Annotated in this window: 12 protein-coding genes and 1 riboswitch; all 12 genes read right to left on the minus strand. The window is 45.8% G+C overall.

What is annotated here, in order from left to right; genetic code table 11:
• Window positions 1-9 precede the first annotated feature (9 nt).
• The gene (locus AC1DP6_RS16470; RefSeq protein WP_477055807.1) at window positions 10-8931 is read right to left on the minus strand and encodes an Ig-like domain-containing protein; all 8922 of its coding nucleotides are present in this window, start codon (window positions 8929-8931) and stop codon (window positions 10-12) included.
• 28 nt (window positions 8932-8959) lie between these two features.
• A complete protein-coding gene (locus AC1DP6_RS16475; RefSeq protein WP_477055808.1) occupies window positions 8960-10258 on the minus strand; it encodes a DUF4302 domain-containing protein in 1299 nt (432 codons plus the stop codon).
• 33 nt (window positions 10259-10291) lie between these two features.
• Window positions 10292-11191, minus strand: a complete 900-nt coding sequence (locus AC1DP6_RS16480; protein ID WP_477026002.1) for a zinc-binding metallopeptidase — start codon at window positions 11189-11191, stop codon at window positions 10292-10294.
• 37 nt (window positions 11192-11228) lie between these two features.
• The gene (locus AC1DP6_RS16485; RefSeq protein WP_477055809.1) at window positions 11229-12716 is read right to left on the minus strand and encodes a RagB/SusD family nutrient uptake outer membrane protein; all 1488 of its coding nucleotides are present in this window, start codon (window positions 12714-12716) and stop codon (window positions 11229-11231) included.
• A gap of 10 nt (window positions 12717-12726) precedes the next feature.
• On the minus strand, window positions 12727-16368 hold the full coding sequence (locus tag AC1DP6_RS16490; protein ID WP_477055810.1) for a SusC/RagA family TonB-linked outer membrane protein: 3642 nt from the start codon (window positions 16366-16368) through the stop codon (window positions 12727-12729).
• A 424-nt stretch (window positions 16369-16792) separates the two neighbouring features.
• Entirely contained in the window at window positions 16793-17800 is a 1008-nt protein-coding gene (locus AC1DP6_RS16495; RefSeq protein ID WP_477055811.1) for a FecR family protein, read from the minus strand.
• Between the two features lie 115 nt (window positions 17801-17915).
• Window positions 17916-18509, minus strand: a complete 594-nt coding sequence (locus AC1DP6_RS16500; RefSeq protein WP_477055812.1) for an RNA polymerase sigma factor — start codon at window positions 18507-18509, stop codon at window positions 17916-17918.
• A 398-nt stretch (window positions 18510-18907) separates the two neighbouring features.
• Window positions 18908-19366, minus strand: coding sequence for a hypothetical protein (locus AC1DP6_RS16505; protein WP_477055813.1), 459 nt, complete (start codon window positions 19364-19366; stop codon window positions 18908-18910).
• Window positions 19367-19510: 144 nt separating this feature from the next.
• A complete protein-coding gene (locus AC1DP6_RS16510) occupies window positions 19511-20641 on the minus strand; it encodes a DUF5074 domain-containing protein (RefSeq protein WP_477055814.1) in 1131 nt (376 codons plus the stop codon).
• A 180-nt stretch (window positions 20642-20821) separates the two neighbouring features.
• A riboswitch (cobalamin riboswitch) is annotated at window positions 20822-21031 on the minus strand.
• A 234-nt stretch (window positions 21032-21265) separates the two neighbouring features.
• A complete protein-coding gene (locus tag AC1DP6_RS16515) occupies window positions 21266-22630 on the minus strand; it encodes an aldehyde dehydrogenase family protein (protein ID WP_477055815.1) in 1365 nt (454 codons plus the stop codon).
• A complete protein-coding gene (locus AC1DP6_RS16520; RefSeq protein ID WP_477055816.1) occupies window positions 22627-23337 on the minus strand; it encodes a gamma-glutamyl-gamma-aminobutyrate hydrolase family protein in 711 nt (236 codons plus the stop codon). The genes AC1DP6_RS16515 and AC1DP6_RS16520 overlap by 4 nt, the downstream gene beginning before the upstream one ends.
• A 2-nt stretch (window positions 23338-23339) precedes the next feature.
• Window positions 23340-24476, minus strand: coding sequence for an iron-containing alcohol dehydrogenase (locus tag AC1DP6_RS16525; RefSeq protein ID WP_477055817.1), 1137 nt, complete (start codon window positions 24474-24476; stop codon window positions 23340-23342).
• Window positions 24477-24486 lie beyond the last annotated feature (10 nt).

The raw sequence follows: 24486 nt of genomic DNA on the forward strand, positions 1-24486 counted from the left end.
AACTGCTTTTTAACGGATCAGGTTAATAACTCCTTTCTTTTCTGTTTTACTTCCATCCATGAGGGTAAGATGACATACATAGATGTATACGCCGGAAGGCAATGCTTTTCCTTTGTAGTTGCCATCCCAGCCTGTTGTCTGGGTATTGGATTCGAATACTTTTTCGCCCCACTGATCAAAAATGGTGAGGTGCAGTTGCTTGATGATATAACCATATACCAGCAACACATCATTCTTACCATCGCTGTTAGGAGTGAATGTATTCGGGATGTAAATGCCGTCCGGTAAGGTTTTGCCTTCAGCAGGCAGTGATGTTTTGTCTTCACAACCTTTGGCACGTACGATCAGTTTCACGGTTTGCACCGGTTGTAAGCCTGTGATGATATGTACCAGTCCTTCTCTGCCGGAAGATGGCAATGTCCAGGTAGTACCACCATCTATAGATACTTCATATCCCGTAGCATTGGCGATGGCCTTCCATTTGAAGCGGATCATATTCACGCCTACACTGTCTACCGTTACCACTGGTGTGGTCAGTACCGGCAGTACATATACAATCGCCTTGGCGCGTGACAGGCCGGGGCATCCATGTGTAAGTGTTTCGAGATAATAAGTACCATCAGCAGCGATGTTGTTAATCGTGTAGTCGTTGCCGGTATGCAGGAGGTTACCGCCTGCTGGTGCGTCATACCAGTTGTATAATACACCTGGTTCAGGATTTTTAGCAGAGAGCGTTACATCAGATCCGTTGCACACGGTGAAAGAGTCTTTCACGATCTGTGCCACAGCAGGTGCATATACTTCCACTTCTTTGGTCGTATCACCCACACAACCTTCTGCTGCCACGATGCTTAATTTCACCTGTTTGATACCCGGGTATTTGAAATACTTGGTGGTATCTTTTGCGGACGAACCTGTAGAGTCAGCGAAATTCCATTTCCAGCTGCTGATACCTACGCCATTGCTGGTAGTAGCGGTGCCTTTGAACAACGCAGCATCATTCACACAGCCAGTATAATCAACGGTGAAGTTCACCACCGGCGCCGGGATCACTTTTATTTCCAGGATGCTTTCAAAACTGTTGCTGCAACTTTCTATATCAGGATGTGTGAGCAGGATAGGTACATAATAGATACCTGGTTTGCTGAACACATAATCGTTTGGTAATACGAAGCGGTAATACTTCCGGTCGTTGCGGATTACAGAGTCCAGCGGTACCGGGTTGGTTTGCAGGATATCTGCTTTAGGCGCAAGGTTTGCAACCTGGCTGAATTTCCAGGTGATAGCCGTTGGCTTCACCGGTATCAGCATAGAGAACCGGAACGGTGTATTAGCGCAGGTATAGGTGTTGTTCTGTCCTGTATTATTCAACACGTTGTTGAATGCCGGAAGGATATTCAGATTTTTCACCAGGGTACCGGCATTGTAACCATAGCTTTCCACGCTGCCCAAACCATAGGTTACCGCAGTAAAGGCGGAGTCGCTGGTAACGGTACACTGTGCAGGCGCCGCTGCCCAACGTTTCACCACTACCGTGTAACCACTGGCGTTAGGATGGGGATAAGTATGGTCGAAGGTACCACTACCATCGATCAGCAGGGAGGACAAACCTCCTGTTGGTATAATGAGGGTCAGATAGTTGACGTTGATAGATTCCCGCGTATTACGGTACAGACCTACTCTTTTGATACCCTGTTCTACAGGACTGATGTAAATCATTTCCGGATCACCATCGCCGTTTGTATTGGCGCAGCTACCGCTGGATGCCATGTACTGGGCTACCATGATAGGTTGGTCTGCCTCAATTTTATCAGCCGTATTACTTTCAAACTGATAGAACCGGTTATTGACTAAACCTGTTAACTTGAAGCCATTAACTTTTACCACAGTGGCAGGATCTTTCACCAGCACGCGGTAGATGTTCGTCATCAGTGAGCTCGCAGCCGAACTGTTAGAAGTAGGCGCTGTGAGATATTTTTTACCCCATGCCTGTGACGGGAAGTTTTGCTGAATCAGGTTATCTCCTGAACTGCCGACATCTCCGCCGCAACCGATGCCTGTACGGCTACTGCCGGAGAACACCGCCATCGGATAACATTTTCCATCTTCGTTGATGATGGATCTCACATGGCTGCCGGATAAGTCGTATCCTTCGCTGCCACCACCCGGCATCATAGCGCCGAGTATCTGGTATACTTCTCCTTTATTCAGTGTAACCGTAAACGTTGTATTAGCCGGTTTACCGCCAAGGGTTGGTACAGAAGGCGTGATTTCTACTTTGGTATTATCATAGTCGGCTATTACATAGAACCAGGAATAAGTATCGGTGCTGTAATTCTGTCTGGATGATAGCGTAGCATATTCATAGCCGTAAGTACCTACCGGCAGTAGCATGGTAGCACCGGAAGAGGCACTGCCATAAATATGTGCGTAGGCAACAATAGGCACATCACTTTCTATGCTGATGCCTTTATCAGAGAATCCTTCTTCTATGAGGCGGGCGTCATTCAGTCCGCTTTTTGGTATTATTTCGGTAGTGATGGTTTTATTGGCAGGAATGTGATATACACGTTCCCAGCTGGTACCATTAATACGTACTGTTACGTTAGAAGAATCCTGCGCATTCAGGTACAATACCATGTTCTGCGAGTTGTTGCCCGGGAAGAACTGATGGTGACCATAACCCACCCAGAAACGGGTGCCCCTGTTGGAGCTGTCTGATGGCTGCAGTAATTGTGTATTAGTACCACCACCATTCAGACCGGTGAATTTATCCAGGAAGTGCAATGAGCTATCCCTGATCACATTCGGGATATCATACACGTGGCTGAGTGAATCCACAATCCAGGCGTTGGCAGCATCTGTACGCGCCAAACGGATGTCTTTCTGGCGTTTGATGAAGCCCTGCCATGGATCCAGGTAGAACTGATCGATATTAAAATTATAGGTGCCATTTGCAGGCGTAACATCTACATCTGTATAAAAATACATATAGGCGGCACCGGTAGCCAGGTTAGGTGGCTTAATACCAGAGTAGCGTCTTACGGCTATATTACTGGGTATAGCGGTACCTGGGTTCCAGGTAATTTTGGTAACCGTATCAGTACCAAACATAAATGTTTGGGTAACGCCTGGTGCTGCTACAGCAGGGAATGCAGGCAGTACCGGAGGTACAGAAGTAGGCAGGAATTCATAGGCACCCATATCCGGTACTCCTTCAGTGAGTCTAACCGGTCTGGCAGCGCCGTTGATATCCTTATCATTGCCTTCTATCTGCACACCACGACCATGGATCGCCCAAACTTCCGGATTAGCGATAGCCGGTTGCAGGGTGGTGTCATTAGTAAAGGCAGGTTTGTATACAATGGAATTTATATCCAGTGTGTCCGCGGCAATGTAATCATGCAGCGTAGCATAGGAACCTGCTGGTGTTGATTGTTTCACCAGTAGAGTACCTTTTGTATACAGGGTATTGTAATCGCTTTTCAGGTAAAGCGGATCTGCCACGTACATGGCCACGCCACTGGTATCTGATGCGAAGATGTTGTTTTTGATTTTAACATTTCCGTAGTAAGAAGCAGTATGCCGGAAGTAAGCGGCATAGTTATCACCGGTGGTGACAGAGCTGTTCAGTACGGAGTTGTTATAGTAGTTGAGATTAAGACTGCTTTCACTGTAAATACCATAAGCAGCACTGCCAGTTGCTTGTACGCTGATGACGTTATTGGAAATAGTGGCCGCATCGGTCTGATAAAGCTCGAGCGCACGTATTTCTCCGGTGAGATTTTTTCTGGCTACAATGGTGTTGCCGGATACGATCCCTTTTACACCGGCATTAGCCTCTGCATAATAGAGATATATGCCGTGTACATCATCGGTGGTATTGGTAGCATGAACATTGTTACGTGAAATCGAGTAGCCGTTGGTGTTATCGGTGTAAATACCATAAGCATCAGCGGCCAAATTGCCACTCAGGTTCACACGGTTGCGGAGTATCATCACGCTGTCTGTATAGGTAGCGTAGATACCTTTTGCATACGGTGTTTCCACCATATTGCTATCCAGCACCAGTCCTGGGGTAACTGCACTATAAGTGCCGTTCCAGTAAATACCATTTGATCCATTGGTGATGGTGTTACCAGTGATCACGTTGCCGGTACCTATACAGGCATCGCCGTAAATACCACTCACGGAAGAGCCGGTGCTGGTAGTAGYTGGTAATGGAATGGTACATGCAGCAATGCTGTCGTAAGAAGATCCTTTGGCATATACCACACCTCTTGCATTGGTGGTACCCGCTGGTTTAATAGTGATCGCTTTCCAGGTAACATAATCTACGCTGTCCAGCTTCAATACATAGTTTAAAGCGGAAGTGCCGGTGTAGGTCAGCGTAACCGCTGCAGCACTGTTTGTTTCGCTGCGGAAGGTAACCCTGTTTACATCAGATGCGCCAGGTATATGATGCATGGTGATCTGCTCAGTATAGCTACCTGCTTTGGCGAGGAAGATAACGGGACCGGCTATACCGCATTCCAGTTTGGAAACAGCGCTGCTGAATGACTGGAAGTTGGTAAGGCTGCTGGGCAGCGCCGGGTTAATGGTATAGGTACCTGCCAGCAGAGGCGGGTTCAGGTTAGCCATTACCGTAGTAGAATAAGCACTGTCTGTGCCGCCACACACCACTAAGCAACGATAGTAATTTTCGATGCTGATGGTAGTATTAAATGCACTCACAAACTGGGTATCGCTGGCATTTGCCCAAGGACCGGTGGCCGATTTGGAACGCTGCCACTGATAGGTTTGTGTACCACCGGTGCTGTTGCCGGTGAGGTCCAGTTTAATGTCGGTACCCATACAAACCGGTGTAAGCGGGAATACGTTGGAGGTACCTGGTACTACCGGTTTACTACAGTTGGGAACACTTACTTCATAAGCACCCATATCTGGTTTGGTGGTACTTCTGGTAACGCCCAGGATATCGTTGGTGATACCTACTGCTTTACCGGTATTATCCAGCGGAGAAATAACAGGGGCAAAGTTGCCGGCTACCGGATCTGCAAATACCGGTGAAATGAACAGGGAGTTGCTATCCAGTTTGGTAGCTGTTGTCCATGCCGCCAGGGTAGTGGAGTTACCACCCACGAAGGCGGTATTGAAACTGCTCTTTACATAGAGGTCATTGTAATTGGAAGTGAGTACGGTACCGTTACCAATTGTTATACCTGTTCTGCTTCCTCTGCCAGCTCTGCTGATATCAAGAATATTATCGAAGAACTGAATACCGCTGGCGCTACCTGACTGATAAAAGCCGGTACTACTGTTGTTAGAAGTATTCTTTGCATCGTTCAGTACGATGGTGTTGTGGTAATAATAAACATAATCAGCGCTATAGTTGGAGAATCCATATTGTGTGCTCTGATTACGGATATCGTATACTACGTTGTTGAATACCCTGGCTGGATTAGTGGCCGTAGCATCTGCATAGGACATTTCTATGCCATAAATAGAAGAGGTGGTAGTTAGCATGCCGCCTGCCAGGTTGTGGACACGGTTATTGCTGACTACTACGTCCGCTCCTTTGTTTTCCACACTGATGCCGTAGATAGACCAACTGCCATCTGTGCGGGCAGGTCTTGAAACATCATTATGATCTATTTTGGTATTGGTAACATAGCTTATATTAATACCGGTTTCATAATAATCTTTTACGGTATTGTTACTGATGATATTGCCGGTAGCAGATCCATTGGTCTGGCTGTAGATGATCACCCCGTAATAGCCACCGGTGATGGTGTTTTTGGAGATGATATTGCCGTCACAATTATTGGTGGTACCCGTAGTTGCACTGGATTCACTGCCGTTAATCACGATGCCGGCATAGTCGGAATAAGTGGCTTCGGTGTCAGCAATAATATTACAGCGGGTAATGGTATTACTATCTGCATTGTTGAGCATTTGCACGCCATAGCCATAGTCGTCGCTGGTGGCATCTATGGTAAGACTATCAAAAGTGATATGATCTGCACCGCGCAATTTGATCACTGCTCTTTCATTGTTGTCGGTAGGTGCAAACTTTATCTTGTTACCGTTACCGTTAAAAGTAATGGTATTGACAGCGGAGGTACCTGCAATGGAATCGAGTACCAGTTGCTCCAGGTAAGGACCGGATCCGGATACTACATTCAGTACAATAGGACCTTGTATACCACATTCCATCGCAGCTTTGGCAGCATTGAAGCTGATAAAGTTGGTGGCACTGGCCGGTGCGTTTTTATTAATGGTATAAGTACCTGCCGGGAAAGCCTGGGTTACCGTAAGCAGTATAGGTTGTGAGTAAGATGTATTCCCACTACATGTAACGGCTACACGATACCAGGAGGTGATTACCGAAGTAATGACTGTATCCGGGTTGGTCAGTACGCCACCTATGTTGGTATAAGTACCGTTAGCGGTAGCAGACTTTTGCCACTGGTAGGTTTGTCCCAGTCCAATGGAATTATCTGTTAATGTTAATGACACCTTCCTGTTTACGCAAATCACTGAAGGACTTACCTGTGCGTTACCTGCCAGTGGTGGCGAAGTACAGGGGCCGGGTGTAAATTCGTAAGCGCCTATATCAGGTGTGGTGGTACTTCTGACAGCGTTGTTAATATCCACCGTAATATTCACCGGAACTCCCCTGTTATCGATAGACGCGTTTGCCGGCTGATAGTTACCGCTGGCAACACCTACGAACAAAGGATTGGAGCTGACAGAACTACTGTCCTGATGGGATGCGGTTTGCCAGTCGAGCAGACTGCTGTTGTTAGCGCCATAGTAACCAATGTTATTGGTACCACCGGTAGCAGCGAGGTAGTAGTCATTCCTGTTGGCATGAATAGTACCACTGGTAGAAGAGAAGTAAATACAATATTTATTGCCGCCGCCACTGCGTGTTACGGAAATAATGTTATTGAGGAATTCAACCCCGTCTGCCTGGGAAGTCTGATAAAATCCACGGGTAGTATAAGTAGCGCTGGTAGTGGAAGCACCGTCCAGCGCAATAGTATTATGATAGTACCAAACGTTATCCGAGCTCGAATTGTAGAGGCCATAAACATCTCCCTTACCTGTAAAATTATAAAGGAGGTTATTGCTCACCACATTTTCCAGTTGTGACAATGCATCCGTGCTGCTGAAGTAAATACCGTAGGCAGCATTGGTATTATTCGGTGCACCGCCAAAAGGATTGCGGATAGTGTTGCGGGTGATGTTTGCTTTTGTACTGAGATTGGTAAAGTAAATACCATAGAAGGTACTGACGTTGCTACGTGTGGGCCTGCTGATGATATTGTTTTCTATCAGGGTATTGAAGGAACCGGTTACATAGATACCATAACTGTAGAAGTTACTGATCTTGTTATTGGTTACTTTATTATTACCATTGGCAAAAGTATTGCTGCCGGTTAATGCGATTCCATAATAACCACCGTTGATGGTATTATCAGAGAAGACATTAAAATCACATTTTGCTTCACCGGTAGAAGTAGCCGAAGTAGCACTGCTGCTGATCACTATACCTGCATTGCTGCTGGAAGTATTGGTAGTGTCCAGGATAAATGTACAATTACGGATCGCATTATAATCTGCATCATTTGTCAGGTGTACGCCCCAACCATTGTTGGTAACAGGGTTTTTAATGACCAGGTTATTAAACGTGAAATAGTCCGCATCAGACAGTTTGATCACTGCCGGAGAAGAAGAAGTTCCTGCATAGGTGAGCGTATCTCCGTTACCGTTAAACGTAATGGTATTGGTGGCAGAGGCGCCTGGTACAGGGGTGATCACCAGTTGCTCATTATAGGCGGTGCCACCGGGGGCCACATTGAATATAACAGGACCATTGATACCGCATTTGATCCAGTTGTATGCATCATTAAAAGAGGCAAAGTTGGTACCACCGGTAGGCAATGCCTTGTTGATGGTGAAGGTACCTGATATAGCAAGCGGTGAGGTAACGGTTACGCTGTTGGATGTAGCTGTGAGATTAGTTGTTACACAGGTTACTTTACAACGGTAGTACCTGGTGGCTGGTTGAGTAGTCACCAGTCTGTTGGTAGTATCATTAACGATATTGGACCAATTCGTATTGTCGGCAGATGACTGCCACTGGTATTTAAGACCAGATGCAATGGTAGCGCCGGTGAGGGTAACTGTTACCTGGCCATTCATACAAACGGTAGTCGGATTGGCAGTAGCTGTTCCTGCTGAAGGTGTTCCTGTACAGGCTATTGCAGGTGTCCAGGAAAATATAACGTCGGGGCGGGTTGTCATGGTACCAGTGTTACTGGTGGAGGTGGTACCACATAAATAGTTCATGCCATCCGTACGGTAAGTATGTGAACCATTAAAGGGAAGTCCTGTTGTCCAGGGAACTTCGGGGTTGTGGGTGTAGGTAAGGCGCGTATCTGAATCAGGTGCGCCATTACATATTTCTATCACAATGTTGTCTGTACCATTCCAGAAGAAACCTGAAATGAAGTTGAGCGTATTGGTACCTGCCACAGGCAGGTAGTTAACAGGACCAAACACCTGGTTACTGATCGTGATCCAGGTGGCATCGCTGAGGGTGGTATCTGTAGTAGTACCAATTTTAATGGTGTATTGCTCAATGGTATCTGTCGCATTGAGGTTGAGCACCTTGTATTTAAGACCGTTGATAACGCCGGCATTCATTCCTGCTGCATGGAGTTCTGAAGCGCGATACAGGTACTGAGTCCTGGTGCCTTCGTAGTAATCCTGCAGGGGACAAGGATAGCCCAGATCTGTATTACCGGAAGTACCGTGACCAACACTGATATCTGTTTGTGCCGATAGCCGGCAAGCCAGCATCAGCAGTACTCCTACAAGTAATGTTGTTTTATATAGATAATGAACAGTACAATTTCTCATATGAGGTATTTAAATTTGGTTGATGCGATTAAAAGCTTTGCCAGGTGATCCAGGATTTTCCATCCCTGGCGCTTACCATGGCATAGGTAAGTGGGCGGAGCTGCACGAGGTAATACCCCATTGGGTCCGCCATCAGTGATCTTGTTTTTTCTACCGGGGCTTTGTTGGCAGGCATGCTACCGGAAAAACCGATGTCGTTAAAGATGATCCTGCCATCGGAGGTGTAGGTAGGTGCACTGTAACCGGGGCCATAAGCGATCGTATTTCCGTCATCTCCTCTCAATACAAAACCCAGTAAATCCAGGTCTGTACCCGGACCATTTATCTGCGGATAGTAGGTGAGAAAAGCATAACCGGGTAATGAATTAAGATGGAACGCATTATCCTGACCGTTTACATGAAAGCCGCCGTCAGTGGCCCAATACTTTCCGTTTTCCGCGGCATACTGGTACCATCTTTTCGGGGCAGCATAATCAATCGCTACTGGTGTAGCCGTTTCCGTGATACTGGCGGTTTTGCCGCCGACGGTAAAGTTGATGGCGCCGTTTTCCCATTTTACCTGATCAAAACTGCTGATAGTAATGCCGTTGTCGTTAAAAGCCGGTGATAACGAAATGCCGGTGGACGTATAGGTGTAACCGGTAGTTTTCGTTTTTACCTTCCCATCGGCTATCCAGGTAAAAGTTATTTGATGCAGGAAGTTATCGATGCTGATGTCATAGCGGCTGGAGCCTACTGTCAGCCGGTGGAAGTAGGTGAGTATCGCTCCGATGCTATCGATAGAGCGGTTGATTTGCTGCTGGAAATAAGCTGTTTTTTCCTGCTGGGTAGCCTTTATCAAAACGGCTTTACTCTTGTTGAAACGACCGGTGAGCCAAACTGAGTCGCCAGCGGCGTCATTGATGRCAAATTCGAAATCAGATCCCAGTCCCTGACCATACTGTCCGCCATTATGACTGGCATCCGGATCGCATAGTACATGGAGATAGGAATAAGTGTCGAACAGGAGACAGGGTTGCTGCAATGCTTTCAGGCGCCAGCTGCTTTCTTTTACAGCATTGGTGCTGGCTGCCGTGAAATCAGAAAACATCTGTACCCGGTTGGCATCAGAGAAACTGAAATAGAAGCCGTATACGCTGCCGGGTACACCAGCCGGATATACCAGCGCTCTCCAGCCATACGGCGCGCTGGTGAGTACCTGCTGATAATGTGACAACGCTTCATTGATACGTTCATCGGGTGACTTATCAAAAACGGGATCCGTTTCCTTTTTACAGGCAAACATCCCGGTCATGATGAATAATAAACAGATCAGATTATTTTTCATACTATTATTTTTACGCCTTGCGAAACCTTGCATTTAATAGAGTAACTGATTAATTTCTTTCCTGGTGCGTGTCTGTAGACTATAGAAATTGATATTCCATACTGTTAAAAAATAGCTGACCACCATGGCTTCTTTCTGGCGTAAGCGGGATTGTGCTACTGCTTTTGTCACCCCATTGATACTGGTTCCTTCCGGAATGCTGTTGACGATCGCATCAAATCCAGTCTTACCTTCTACCAGCATGGTAGATACCATTTCCACAAAGTCTTCATCAAAAGCAGACATGGCATAGGGGGTTACAAAACCATCCTGGCGTGCTTCCATATCGGAAATGTTGTTCCAGTTGCCGGTGTAGAAACCTGCGCAGATCCGCTTGAATGCTACGGGGTACATCACTGTTTGATGCAGGATATGTCCGAACTCATGTTCTATTACATGAAACATCTGTTTCACATTAGCGGAGTCGGAGAGTTTGTAGCCATCCATAGATTTCGTTAAGAAATCATTTACCAGGTACAACACTACTTTGCGGCCACCTTCTGCGGTGCCAAGGGTAATGGTGCCGTTTTCATTCCAGCTGGCACTACCGGAAAGAATGAAGTACTTGGGACAGTATTTCTTAAAGAAGAGGTTGCCGGCTTCGGCGATATAAGTATTCATCCATACTTTCCGGATGGCCGACATCACTGGGATTATTTTTTCTTCTTTAGGCGGTACGAGTGTTTTATTCAATTCAAATTCGAATTGATCCCATTTGTATTTTACTGCAATGTTAAAAGGCACGGTAAGCGTGTCGTGCAGCCATTTGTCCAACGGAGAAGCTGCCCAGGTGTCTCCGCCCAGGCCGGGTATATCTTCTACATTGCCCAGGTCTTCTTTCTTGCTGCAAGCCATCAGCAAGCATAAGGGAATGATGAGTAAGAATGCTTTCATTTGAATAGGTATTTATGTTGATACGATCGCTGTATTGTTATCTTGGATTTAATGATAAGCCGGAAGTAGTAGCAGATGCCGGTATCTGAAACAGGCGGCGTTTATCATCTGCTTTCAGCTCCAGTGTTTTCCCTTCACGGGTGTTATGCACAACTGGTATTTTGTATCGTTGCAAATCAAACCAGCGTTGACCTTCCTGTAAATACTCTGCCCGTTTAAAATCAAGGATGGTGCGGATGCAGGCATTTTTGACATCGCCGATGCCGTAAAAGTTCTGCATGTCGGAGAGCGAAATATTATGCAGGGAAGGGTTGTAATTCCGGATACGTTTGCTGGCGAAAAGGTTGAGATCTTTAACTACTGCACTGGTGTTATTGAGGTAAGTATTGGCTTCTGCGCGGTTAAACAATACTTCTTCAGTGGTAAATAGTGGCACCATCACATAGGGTTGACCAATAGTGGCGTTGACAGAGTTCTTCACAAAATATTCTGTCAGCTTGGGAACAAAGTAATCCTGCGAACCATAGTAATAGATGGGATACACCCATGTGCCGCCGGTTACATTGCGGCCTATGATCTGGGCTTCATGTACGTAGTCCAGGTCATAGCGTAGCCTGCCTACATTGCGTCCCCAGAGAGAAGGCGCTTCTGCAATCAGGAGGTTGGCTCTTTCGTTGGCGTTGGCATAGAGGTCAAAGATTTGAGCGGGTGACATACTGCCGTACACGGTATTCCATTCGCGCATGTTGTTGGCCAAATCATTATTGGAAAAGGTATTGTCGGCATAGGCTACTACTTTGGCGTAATCTTTTTTGAACAGATAAAAACGGGTGGCAAATGCAAAGGCAGCACTGCGGTTAAAATGAAAACGGGGAACACTATACGCATCATCGCTGATCAGCGGCAGTCCAGCCAGTAGATCTTTCTCCACCATCTCATATACATAGGCCACGCTTTTACGGTCGTACTGTTTCATCACCACTGTTTCAGGTTCCGTTACATAAGGAATACCGGGATCATTGGCAGCAGTAGTGGCATCGTAACTTTTAGCGAAAATATTGACCAGCATAAAATGTGCATAGGCTCTGGCTACCAATGCCTCGCCGCGCTGGTGTGCATAGAGCGCCGGATCAGCTGCGTTGTTGCATGCCTGCAAGGCCTGGTTGGTAGCGGCGATGGCGGTATAGCAGGCCTTCCAGTAATCTTCCGGCGAGTCTTCATCTATTGATTGAATGTCATTGAACAAATAGGCGTCTTCGTTAGGGCGATAGTAGGCGCCCACTCCTTTGTCGCCAACATTATCCGACATGGCTTCGCACATAGTAATGTAGCTGGATTGCGGATAGGCAGTGCCCAGTAACTTACTCACTTTGGCCGGTGAACTCAGGTCTGTCCAGGTGCTGTCAGGTACCTGCTCCAGGTATTTTTTACAGCCGCCTGCCAGAAGGGTCATCAGTGCAAATGCCCCGATGAGCACTGGTTTCATTTTGCGTGTATGGGTAGATGTTATATAGTAGATTGACATAGTTCCTTTTTTAAATACCAACTTTTAATGAAAAAGTGAATTGCTTTTGAATAGGCTGCGCCACCCCACCTGCATTAAAAAATTCGGGATCTTGTCCCTGTAATTTTTTATCTGCATAAATCAGCCAGGGGTTAATAGCAGCGGCACTTACCGCAATGTTACTCAGCCCTGCACGTTTGCTTAACTCACCAGGTAACTGGTAGGTGAGAGAGATGGTTTTGAGGCGAATGAAATCACCTTTCGCCACTCTTTCTGTGGAGAAGTTGTAATTGTTGTAAGGGTGTGCACCTCTTATCAGCAATTGTTCAAAGGCATCCAGCATAGAAGGCACGGACGTTTTGCTTTCATCTCCCGGCATTACCCAGCGGTCGTAAAACTCTTTGGGCATGGCATCGAGATCAGAGTAGGTAGTTTTGAAAGCAGGATAGAGGCGGATCTTGTTGCCAAACTGATAAGTAAAAAATATGTTCAGTGATAAAGCTTTATAGCGGAATGTATTGGAGAAACCACCGGTAACAGGTGGATCTACCGGACCTTCATATACCAGGTGGCTGGTGTTCAATGACTGGAGATTTACATCACCACTGTTGGCGCCATCCTGATTGATGAATGAGGGTGCGCCTGATTTGCCATCCAGACCGGTGTATTGAAGTGAGAACAGGCTATGTACGGGATAGCCTTCTGTGTTGCCGCCTTCTGCTACTACCAGGTCAAAAATGCCGGGAATATTTTTTGCATTGGTGATTTTGTTAACGCTGTAACCAAAGGTGACATTAGATTTCCACCCCCAGGTTTTACTGCGGATTACATCTCCGCCTATCATTACTTCCAATCCTTTTGAGTCCATGTCGGCATAGTTGGCCGCTTTATACATTTCGCCACCGATGCCGGAAGTTTTGATGCGGCTGATGAGGTCAAAGCTTTTGCGGGTATATGCATCCAGGCTGAAGTTCAGGCGTCCGTTGAAGAAACCGCCGTCCAATCCTATGTTGGTAGTATATAATTTTTCCCAGGTGAGTTCATCGTTTTGTAGGTGCGATAACCTGATCACTGATTCTACTTCTGTCTGGTGTGGCCGGTTGGTATTTACAGTTTGATAAACGATGTTGGAATTTGTCGCAGGTCCCATGCTGGCAGTGAGTCCATAGCTGACGCGCAGCGTGAGATAATCCAGTTGTTTGATGCGGGCCGCAAAATCTTCCCGATCTATATTCCAGGATCCGGCCACGCTCCAGGTGGGCAGCCAGCGTGCTTTGCGCGACTGTCCTAAACGGTTGGAGCCATCATAACGTCCGGTAGCAGTAAAGTTATATTTGTTGTTATAGGCATAGGTACCGGTAGCATAAAAGGCTGCGAAGCGATCGTAGTCTCTGCCCATACCGAAGTAAGGGAAGTTGCTTTCAATTGTTTGTTTGAGTATATGGTAGTCGGTGAAAGTGGCGCCTCCATTGTCATATTGGTAGCCGTATCCGGTGTTGGACGCATTTTGGCGATCCGCATACTTTACCTGTTGACCTATCAGTATGTTGACGTTATGTTTTTGTGCAAAAGTGTCGGTATAGTTGAGGCCATTGCGGAAATCATAATTCAAGAGCTGATCTTCTGTACGATTATAGAAACCGCCGGCGGGTAACACGATCACTGGTGGCGCATCCGGATTTTCAGGATCGCGGTAAAGGAATTTGTTTCTTTCTGCGATGGTCGCATTTCCTGCGGAGCGGTAGGCATTGGCCATGTTGGCATTTTCTGTGATCTGGTGTTCACGGGAAGACTTTACATACCTGATAGCGCCGGTGAATTCGTAGCGGAGATGCTTTGTCAGCTTCCAGCCGAGATCTCCCTGTAAACGTAAATCCATCATATTCAGGTCCAGGTAATTATTTTCCAGTTCGTTAATGATGTTGAATGGTGCATAATTTCTTCGGAAGTATTCCAGCTTGCCGTCTTCATCGTAGGCGGTGAGTGTACGGCTGGTATTGAGGGAATAGCTGAACGGATTGATATCGAAATCGCGGTCGTATTGGCCTTCTACAGGGTTGCTGCTGCGGGTCAGTGCTCCGGGAGCTTTCTGCCGGCGTACGGAAGCCAGTGTAGAAAAACCTGCAGTAAGTCTGTCTGAAAATTTATAGGTGTTGCGATAGTTGAGTGTATATCGGGTTACTTTATCGGCCAGCGTCCAGCCGTTATCACTGTAAAAGCTGGTAGAGAAATAAGATTGTGATTTATCGGTACCGGATGAAATGCTGAGGGAATGTTCCTGTACAAAGTTGTTGCGGAACAGCAGGCCAAACCAATCGGTGTTGGCTTTGGCGTAGCGGAGTAAAAATGCTTTGCGGTGTTCCGGGTCGTTTTCTACGGGGAAGTTGCCGTTTTTATCTGCATCCAGTTTTTCGTACAACTTGCCGAAAACGCCGATATCACCCTGAGAAAGGATGTCGGAGTTGAGTACTCCTTTTCTTTCCAGTTCCGCCAGCACAGACATTTGCTGACCGGAGTTCATGATATTGAAATTGTTGTAGTTGGGTTTCAGCTGTGTGCTGAAGTTGCCGCTGTAGGCAATAACGGGCTTGCCTGCACGCCCTTTTTTAGTTGTGATGACCACTACGCCGTTCATGGCGCGGGCACCGTATAAGGCAGCAGCCGCGGCATCCTTGAGGATGTCGAAGCTTTCAATGTCATTGGAGTTCAGTCCTGCTACGGCAGATCCCAGCAGGGTGGTAGGGTCACCGCTGGAAAGCTGGTCATTGGAGATATTCACTACATCTTCCAGTACAACACCATCCACTACCCACAGCGGTTTGTTATCACCGTTGATAGAGGTAGCACCGCGGATACGTACTTTAGGGGCCGTACCAAATGTGCCGGATACATTTTGAATGGCAACGCCGGCTACTCTTCCTTCCAGCATACGGCTTACATCTGTAAGTCCGTCTATTTTTACATCTTCTCCTTTCAGCCTGGTAGCTGCGCCGGAGAATTTAGTTTTGTCGATGCTCTGAAAACCGGTTACCACCACTTCCTGCAGGCGGGTGGGTTTTTCTTTCATTACAATGGTGATGGCGCCGCTTCTGAATTGGGCTACGCTGACTTCTTCTGTTTTGTAGCCGGTGAAATTGAATACCAGGACGGCATCGTTGGCTATCTTTTTCAGTTCAAATACGCCTTTATCGTTGGTGGTGACGCCGCGGGAGGTGCCTTTAATGATGATGCTTACACCTGGCAACGGTTCTTTCTTTTCATTGGTAACAATTCCTTTTACATCGGTAACGGGAACGGTAATACGTAATAGTGTATTCGTTACAGTGAGTAGTGCCGGCTTTTTTCCGTTATCGTGTTTAATGACTACACGGTCATACATCACGCTGTAGGAAAGGGAGTAGGGGGTAAGTAATTTGTTCAGCAGATCGCCGACTTTCTCATTATGTGCATTCACACTTACTTTGTTGGCATCCAGTACTTCATTGCCTACATATACAAAGGATACTTCGGCAAGGTTGCTGATCTTTTCCAATGCGTCTTTCAGGATGACATTCTTTAATTCGATGGATATTTTTTTGTCGAGCGCATCCTGCAAACTGTTACCGGCGTGAGCCTGCGTAACTGCCAGCAGGAGCAGTAAACAATAAATAAATGATAGTTTTCTTTTGAACATAGTTATAGTTTATTTGTTTCGTTCTGGGCATAGAATCTCCGTTCCGGTTTCTGGATAAAACCGGGCAATAGAAGGCCTTCTGCATATGCAGGGTGTTTTTTAATCAGTCATATAATGGCAATACATTAGCCGGACAATAACGATGTATGCTGTTTCATGGACGATTCAGTTTGGTTGAGTGATTGCTACGGATTATTGATTCGGTAAGTATGGGCAATAGGTGGCCGTATGATCAAATGGGTTGCATTTGATCAATTAGTTAACCAGCATGAATGTCATTCAGGCTAAAGGTCACCAGGATAGTATACCAGACTTAAATGGTTTCGTTCTTTTATTTAAATTTTGGTTCAGCTTTGTTGATAGCAGTTTATCTTCATCATCATCTTGAATATAGTTTGGTTAACGATATCGCGGTCATCTGTTTTTATTTACAATTCCCACCAACAATGATATACCCGCTGCTGGTATTGTCTTTTTTCACGCGGGCATCTAACGAAAAGGCAATTAATGAAAGTGCTTTTTCTAAATCGTCCACGGTGTTAAATGATCCGTAAAACCTGCACTGAGCGGACCGTTGATCGGTTACTACCGGCACATTATAATATCTCTGCAGGTCGGCTGCTACTTTGGCTAAAGGATCTCCCTTATAGATAAATTTACCACTCATTTTTTGTGCGAAAAACCTGGCGTCATCAGTGGCATCCTGTAACTGCAGGTCGTCCGAAGCCGGATTATACACGGCGCTTTTGTTGGCGGTCAGTACCAGTGCTTCATTTTTATGTGGTTGACTTTCCCTGGTATTTACCTGTACCATTCCTGATACCACTACTACTCTGGCAATGTTTCCTTCATGTACTTCCATATTAAAAGAGGTTCCTAATACGGTTGTATTTATTAACGAAGAAGAAATAATGAAAGGATGTCGGGCATCATGGTTGATTTTAAAAAAAGCTTCTCCTTTCAATGTTACTTCGCGGTTCTTTTTATCAAATACCTCCGGAAAGGTAATACTGGAATTCTTTTCAAGATATACCACTGAGCCATCCGGCAATTTCACTGTTTGTCTTTCTGAAGTAGTGGCAAACAGTTTTTGTTTTACCCGGTGCTGTAACAGCATGTACCCTGCGGCTCCCGCCAGCAGCAGTACCACGGCGGCAGCAGCGATCTTCTGTTTGTAGAGTCTGAAAATACCTTTGAAAGAACTATCCTTTATGCCTATACGTTGATGAATGTTTTTCAGCATTCTGTCAGACAGGCGTTTATCTAATATATACTTTACCGTTATGATATCAGCTTCAAAATATTCTGCGGCTACCATTTCCAGCTCAGCAAAGTCATTGGCATCGAGGTATTCCATCATCCACTCCTGCTCTGCGGCAGTCCAGTTGTCTTTATTTAACAGTTGTTTGAGATATTCCTTTCTGTTGGGCACTAGCGTGATGGTTTAATCTAAATACGCGCAGTTGATAAAAACGGGTGGGTCCTTTTTGATTTTTTTTTGGAAAATAAAAATATTAATTTAAATATAATATGAAAATGATTGGTGATTATGAATCGTGATAATTTAAGAAGAGCAACAGTAACACAATATATTTGTGATCTCCGTTGCGTTGTATATAGTCATTGAGTTTGATCATGGCGGCTGATAAATGTTCTTTTACAGTATTCCGGGAAATATTCAGTTCGTGTGCCACTTCCTCATAGGTTTTCCCTTCGAGTTTACAGCGGGTAACAATGGTTCTTTTTTTGGGAGATAATTTTGAAATCGCCTGTTCCAGCAAATGATATTGCTCTTCGTCTATGTTCTTACGTTCAATAGCTACAGGATCATCCTCGTCCGACTGGAAGATGTTTTTGTGAAAAGCCTGTTCCCGGAGCTTCTTCCTGACGAAGGATACGCACATATTAAAGCTGATAACAAACAACCATCCACTGACCGATTGATCTGGCTGGATATCCTGTCGTTTTTCCCATAGGCGCGCAAACACGTCCTGCAGGATATCTTCTGTTACCACTTCATCTTTCACAAACTTGAAAATATTCCGGTACACCGCCTCGTGATATTTCCAGTATAAGGTATCAAAGGCGCTTACTTCGTGGTTTTGCAACCGTACTACCAATTCAGCATCTAGTATATTCATATTTCTTCTTTTATATAAATCATATCGTGGAATACAATTTATATGGCTAGAAAAAAGCCAGGTTTCCCAAAGGCAATGGCCATCTATTCTGCTGCATAAATTAGTAACAAATATTATTATTTAATAAATAAATTCGTATTAACTATAATTATYAATTGTTATAAGCATATACAGAAGGATCAGCGTAAGAGGGAAAAGCAGCGTAGCCGCGCAATGGTATTTGTATTATTAATTATGTATATGTGTATAAGGCAGAAGAAACAGCATGAAATTTATACTTAAGCAGGAAGAGAGCGGTATCCGTTATTGAAAGAGCACAGTTTTTAAGAAGAATAATGACATATATCCATTGACGCCGCATAACAACACCAATGGATATACGTTGAAAATTTCCGCCCTTACCGTTTTAACGGTGTTTCCCTGGACTCCGCTATTTTTTCCGCAGCTGGTACCTGCTTCACTACCTCATAACTATCTGCACCATTCAGTCCCGTTCCCCGTGTTATCCGCAGCGTGTACTGCTGTATCGGAGTATTCCGGGCCAGCGTTACCGTCAGATAAACGGTTTGAATGTTGGGTCCCCAGGTGACATAGCAGGTGTTGATGCCATAACCTTCCAGACCGGTATTGGGTGGTGCAGAAATAATCTGTCCATCCCCGGTAACGTTCCAGGCTACGTACGTGCTGCCGCTAACAGTGGGTACCAGTGAATAGATGCCAACGCTGCCGGGAGTCACAGTAGTGGGTCCAGAAATACTAACGGGTCCTACCTGGGCAACAACTTTGCTACCGCCTAAACATAATAGCAATAGCAGGGCACAAAAAAACGTGGATACCTGAGTGAGTTTAACGCTCATTTAACAATGGTTTAAGAGTGAAATACGTGGAAAAAATATCGTATTAAAGTAACCAGAAAATCTTGAATATCCTAGTGAAGTATCGGGATAAAAAATACCCCGCCTGCCATTGGCAAACGGGGTATCTTTTTATTTTAGGGCTCTTTATTCGTGAAACACTGGCATAGCCGGGAAATACCATCCGTTGTAGGTCAGCGTTTTTTTCAGGGTAGTAGTGGTGGCATCATAAATCAGCACCCGGTTGATACTACCGGTGAATGATCCGTTCAGCGTAGTCACTACCAGTTCATTCTTTTCCTTATTATATGCTGCTCCTGCACCATAGAAATACTGACCCGTTGGCAGCGTGATAAATGGCGTAGTTAATGAAGCGGCGTTGCCAATTACGTAACGGTATAATTGTGTACCACCGGCAAAACCGTTGTTGCGCACAATGAAAATAGCACTGTCCTGTGTAGAGGCAGTAATACCCGCATGGCGCCATGCTCCCCACGGAGAAGGCACGGTAAACGGCAGTTTGATCGCAGTACGCGCCAGGGTAGACGGAACAATGCGAATCAGTGAATCTGAATTGGTCGCATATACCGCTCCATCTTTACCTGCGGCAAAAGCAAGGTTAGCAGCGCCGAACTTTTTCACTACAGCATAAGTGCTGCTATTCAGGGCTACGATACCATCTGTTTGAGATAATACAAAAACATAACTGCCAATTTTAAGCATGTCACCGGTATAACCAGCAACCCCACTGATTTTAGTGCCTACTGCCAGAGATGGCAGTGTAATAGGGTATACACCATCGCTGGCACTCAGCAATCCGTGTGTGGCATCAACACCCAGGAAGGCATGCCCATCGTTACCCGGCAAGGTAGTGATACGACCGGTTTCTACCATGCTGCCACCATCTGTTACCACCAGCGGTCCACCGGCTTTTACTACGATGTACAGCTTATTGTTGAAGAAGGTAGCAAACTGCAATGTGTTGGAAGGTCCACCTAATGCACCGGTTGGGTTTTCCAGGTGATATACGTCCTGCACCAAACTGTCACCACTATACGAATAGAAGTGCAGGTCGCCGGTGCCATGACCGAACCATCCTTCATTGGCAATAAAGAAACCATTTGCATATTTACCGGTAATCAATGATGTTGTAACGCCGGTTTTGTTATTGGCGTCCAACTTTTGTAACTGTGATGACTGCAGTGCATCTTCTTTTTTACAGGAAGCCACCAACAAGGCAAACGCTACCAACAAGGAGGATAATAACTGTTTTTTCATATAATAGATATTTGGAATGATGACATACTTTTCCCTGTCCGGATATTGGATCCGGAAAAAAACAAAACTCAAAAGCCGGTGATATCACACCTGCATAATGCGCCCAGGGGTAAATAATATTTACACAATAGAATATATGCCGTTAGGCTTACATTCCTGGCCTTTCACCCGAAAGCGCTGAATGATTGATGACATCTGGCAGGTCTTCTGGCTCTCCTGCTTTTCCGGGAACCTTCCCATCTGCGGACATGCAGACAGTGGTATGGAGTATCCGGAAAATCAATTCATTCAAAAATGAATGCAGGATCACAGCTACGGGGATAGCTCCGGTATTGCACCGGATTCCCTTTTAATCCGCCCGCAGGCGGAACCAATTGTGGATGCAAACGTACGTGAAGTATTAGTAAAATCCAAAATGAAAGAAGGAGGTAGTGCGTAGCATCACTATCGAAAAATATCAAGGCATCTTTTCCAGTGTTGTCGCCGACAACATTTTATTAATCTTTTAAGCACTACTTAATTTTTTCTACCACCCAGCAACTACCTTTCCAGCTGCTGACAGTCGGATTCGATACCTCCGACAAACATGCGCTGGATGGTTGTTACGTGGTGGTGAAAAAATAATCAGCCCTTCATCTGCCACGATTTTGTTTTTGTAAAAGCACGTAAGCCCTGATGTGATAGGGTAGCGCCGATGCCGGAATGTTTTCTGCCGGCCCAGGGTAATCCTGCTGTAACCCTGTCGCAACAGTTCCAGTAGCCGGTGCCACTGTTTACCTGCGAGAGAATGGTTTCGGCTCTCTCCTGGCTGCTGGAATATACGGAAGCGGTGAGTCCGTAGTCCGTATCATTCATGAATTGTATGGCTTCTTTGTCGGTCTTTACTTTCATGATGCCGATGATTGGGCCAAAGCTTTCTTCCTGCATCACCTTCATCTTGTTATTGACATCTACGATAATGGTGGGTTCAAAGAAATTCCCATCATGCACAATACGTTTGCCACCAAGTAATACCGTAGCGCCGTTTGCTTTGGCATCTTTCACTTGTTCTTCCAGTACTTCCAGTTGTTCATACCTTGTTAAGGCGCCGAAGTATACACCATCGTCTGTAGGTAAACCCAGCTTCCAGGAGCGCACTGCTTTTACAAAGGCCGCCACGTATTCATCGTATACATTTTCGTGTACGTATATACGTTCTACTGCACAACAGCTTTGTCCGTTGTTATAAAAGGCACCATCAGCGGTGGCTTCAGCTACCGCGGCAATGTCGGTGATGTCGTCTGCCACGTAGAGTGGATCTTTGCCGCCCAGTTCCAGCTGGCAAGGCACCATTTTCTTCGCTACTTTTTCATAGATGTATTTGCCGGTTTTATAGGAGCCGGTAAAAAAGAAGCCATCAAATCTTAAACCCAACAGATGTTCACCTGCATATTTGCCGCCGATACCAACTTTGAAGGCATTTTCCTCCACGCCCGCTTTCTTCAGTAAGTTATCTATTTCAATGGCTGTCAGCGTGGCGTATTCAGAAGGTTTGTATAATACGGCATTGCCGGCTAACAACGCGGGGATAAACACATTTACGCCTACGAGATAAGGATAATTCCAGGCAGAAATATTACAGATAACGCCCAGTGGCTCGTAGGATATTTTTTCCTTGAGTGTATCGGTATTGGTGACCCATTCATCTGCCAGGTATTTTTCTGCATTCTCCAGCATCCATTGTATGCGTGTTCTGGCGCCATTAATTTCATTGCGGGCCTGTTGCAATGGCTTCCCCGTTTCAGACGTAAGTATGGCAGCCAGTTTTTCAATGTTTTTTTCCAGCAACAAACTAAACTTTTCAATGATTTTTATGCGGTCAGCCAGGCTCACCTTTACCCAGTATTCCTGTCCCAACCGGAGGAACATATACTTGTCTATCAGCYTCGTATCCATGTCATCCCGGATAGTTTTAATAGTTGCGCCTGTAGCCGGATTTATGATCTTCATTTTTGATGGTTTCTTACTGCTTGAATAAATTGTGTTTTGATTTTTTGAGAGAGGGGATTCACCTCCTTTTCAGGCATTCTTTCCGGATGCCATTGTACGCAAAGCATAAACGCTTTACCTGTTTTATCTTCGAATTCAATGCCTTCAATGATGTTGTCGCCGGAAGTAGCACTCACCATCAGGTTATGGCCCAGATGCTCCGGATGAATGGCCTGGTGATGTGCACTGTTTACCTGGCCCGCTTCCACTTCTGTGATCGTATGAAGCAGCGTGTCTTTCCGGATATGGACCTCGTGTATTTTATCCACCTCACCTTTTTTATGTATTCTATTGGCCGCTTCTCCTATGTCTTCATACACTTTCCCACCTTCCAGGATATTGATGTATTGTAACCCTCTGCAAATGCCCAGTACGGGAATGCGCTGTTGTTGTGAATATTCGTAGATCACTTTTTCAAACGCATCTCTTTCCGGCAGAAAATGAGCTGGCTGGTGCGGATAATTTTCTGCACCACCATAATAAGATGGTAATACATCCACCCCACCTGTTAATACAAATCCATCACAGGTGGAAATGTCTTCTACGTTGTTGCGGAGGTAGGAGAGTATCACCAGTTCCAGGTCATCACCCAGGTCAGCAGGCGTAAACCAGTTTTCATAATTGGGAGCACTGGCTTCTGTAAGACTGATCCCTATCTTTTTCTTCATGTCTATAGCGCATTTAGGTACAACTGTTTGAAGTCTTCCCTGGACACCGGTTTAGGATTATTAGGATGGGCAAAGTCGGCCAGGGCCAGGTCTGCCAGTGTTTCGATATGTGCTTCTTTCACGCCGATTTCCCGGAGATGATGGGGAATGTTGACTTCTGAATTCAGCTCAAACAGGTACTGCACCACGGCTTCGCCGGTTTCTTCTTTCAGCTCCAGTGTTCTGGCGATGCGGCGGAATTTGTCTTCGAATCCGGCAATATTAAACTGCATCCCGTATGGAATATTAACAGCATTGGCCAGTCCGTGATGGGTATCCAGCAGGGACGACAGGGGATGGGCCAGGGAATGTACCACACCCAGTCCTTTCTGAAATGCGATGGCGCCCATCATAGAGGCCATCAGCATATTACTCCTGCTTTCGATATCCGGGCGATTGGTGGCTTTTATCAGTGATTTATTGATGAGATAGATACCTTCCAGCGCAATGCCATCACATAGCGGATGGGGATTTTTTGCGAGGAATGCTTCCATATTATGTGTGAGTGCATCCATGCCGGTAGCTGCTGTGATAAAGGGCGGTAATTCCATCGTCAGCTCCGGATCGGCGAACACTATTTTCGCCATGAGTTTGGGCGAGAAGAGTATTTTTTTCTGGTGGGTTTCATCATCCGCAATGATGGCGCTTCTGCCTACTTCGCTACCGGTGCCGGCGGTAGTGGGAACGGTGATGAAATGCGGAACATCATTGGTTACATAGATGTCGCCACCAATGAGGTCATCGTATTTAAAGAGGTCTTCGCGGTGATTTACCCGTAGCACAATGGCCCTGGCTACATCTATCGCGGCGCCGCCACCTATGCCGATGATGCTGTCGCGATTAGTTTCATCCCATAGTTCCGTGCCTTTATATACATCGCTCTTGACCGGATTTTTATGAATGTCACTGAATACTTCTACCGAAAACTGGTGTGCATGCAGGTCTGCCACAATGCCTTTGAAAAAGGAGAGACTTGCTACTGTAGGATCTGTGACGATCATGGGTCGTTTGAGTCCGTTCTCTTGTAAATAGGCAGGCAGTTCTTTGATCGCGCCTGCGCCAAAACGGATGGTCGTTGGAAAATTGTACTGAAATGCCATATGCTGATGC

It is taken from the genome of Chitinophaga sp. 01L420 (genome assembly GCF_056399985.1).

What these genes read in the sequence shown, in the direction of transcription:
- AC1DP6_RS16505 (WP_477055813.1), bottom strand. Translation starts at nt 19,366, where the DNA reads ATGAGCGTTAAACTCACTCAGGTATCCACGTTTTTTTGTGCCCTGCTA.
- AC1DP6_RS16490 (WP_477055810.1), bottom strand. Translation starts at nt 16,368, where the DNA reads ATGTTCAAAAGAAAACTATCATTTATTTATTGTTTACTGCTCCTGCTG.
- AC1DP6_RS16500 (WP_477055812.1), bottom strand. Translation starts at nt 18,509, where the DNA reads ATGAATATACTAGATGCTGAATTGGTAGTACGGTTGCAAAACCACGAA.
- AC1DP6_RS16525 (WP_477055817.1), bottom strand. Translation starts at nt 24,476, where the DNA reads ATGGCATTTCAGTACAATTTTCCAACGACCATCCGTTTTGGCGCAGGC.
- AC1DP6_RS16510 (WP_477055814.1), bottom strand. Translation starts at nt 20,641, where the DNA reads ATGAAAAAACAGTTATTATCCTCCTTGTTGGTAGCGTTTGCCTTGTTG.
- AC1DP6_RS16480 (WP_477026002.1), bottom strand. Translation starts at nt 11,191, where the DNA reads ATGAAAGCATTCTTACTCATCATTCCCTTATGCTTGCTGATGGCTTGC.
- AC1DP6_RS16520 (WP_477055816.1), bottom strand. Translation starts at nt 23,337, where the DNA reads ATGAAGAAAAAGATAGGGATCAGTCTTACAGAAGCCAGTGCTCCCAAT.
- AC1DP6_RS16485 (WP_477055809.1), bottom strand. Translation starts at nt 12,716, where the DNA reads ATGTCAATCTACTATATAACATCTACCCATACACGCAAAATGAAACCA.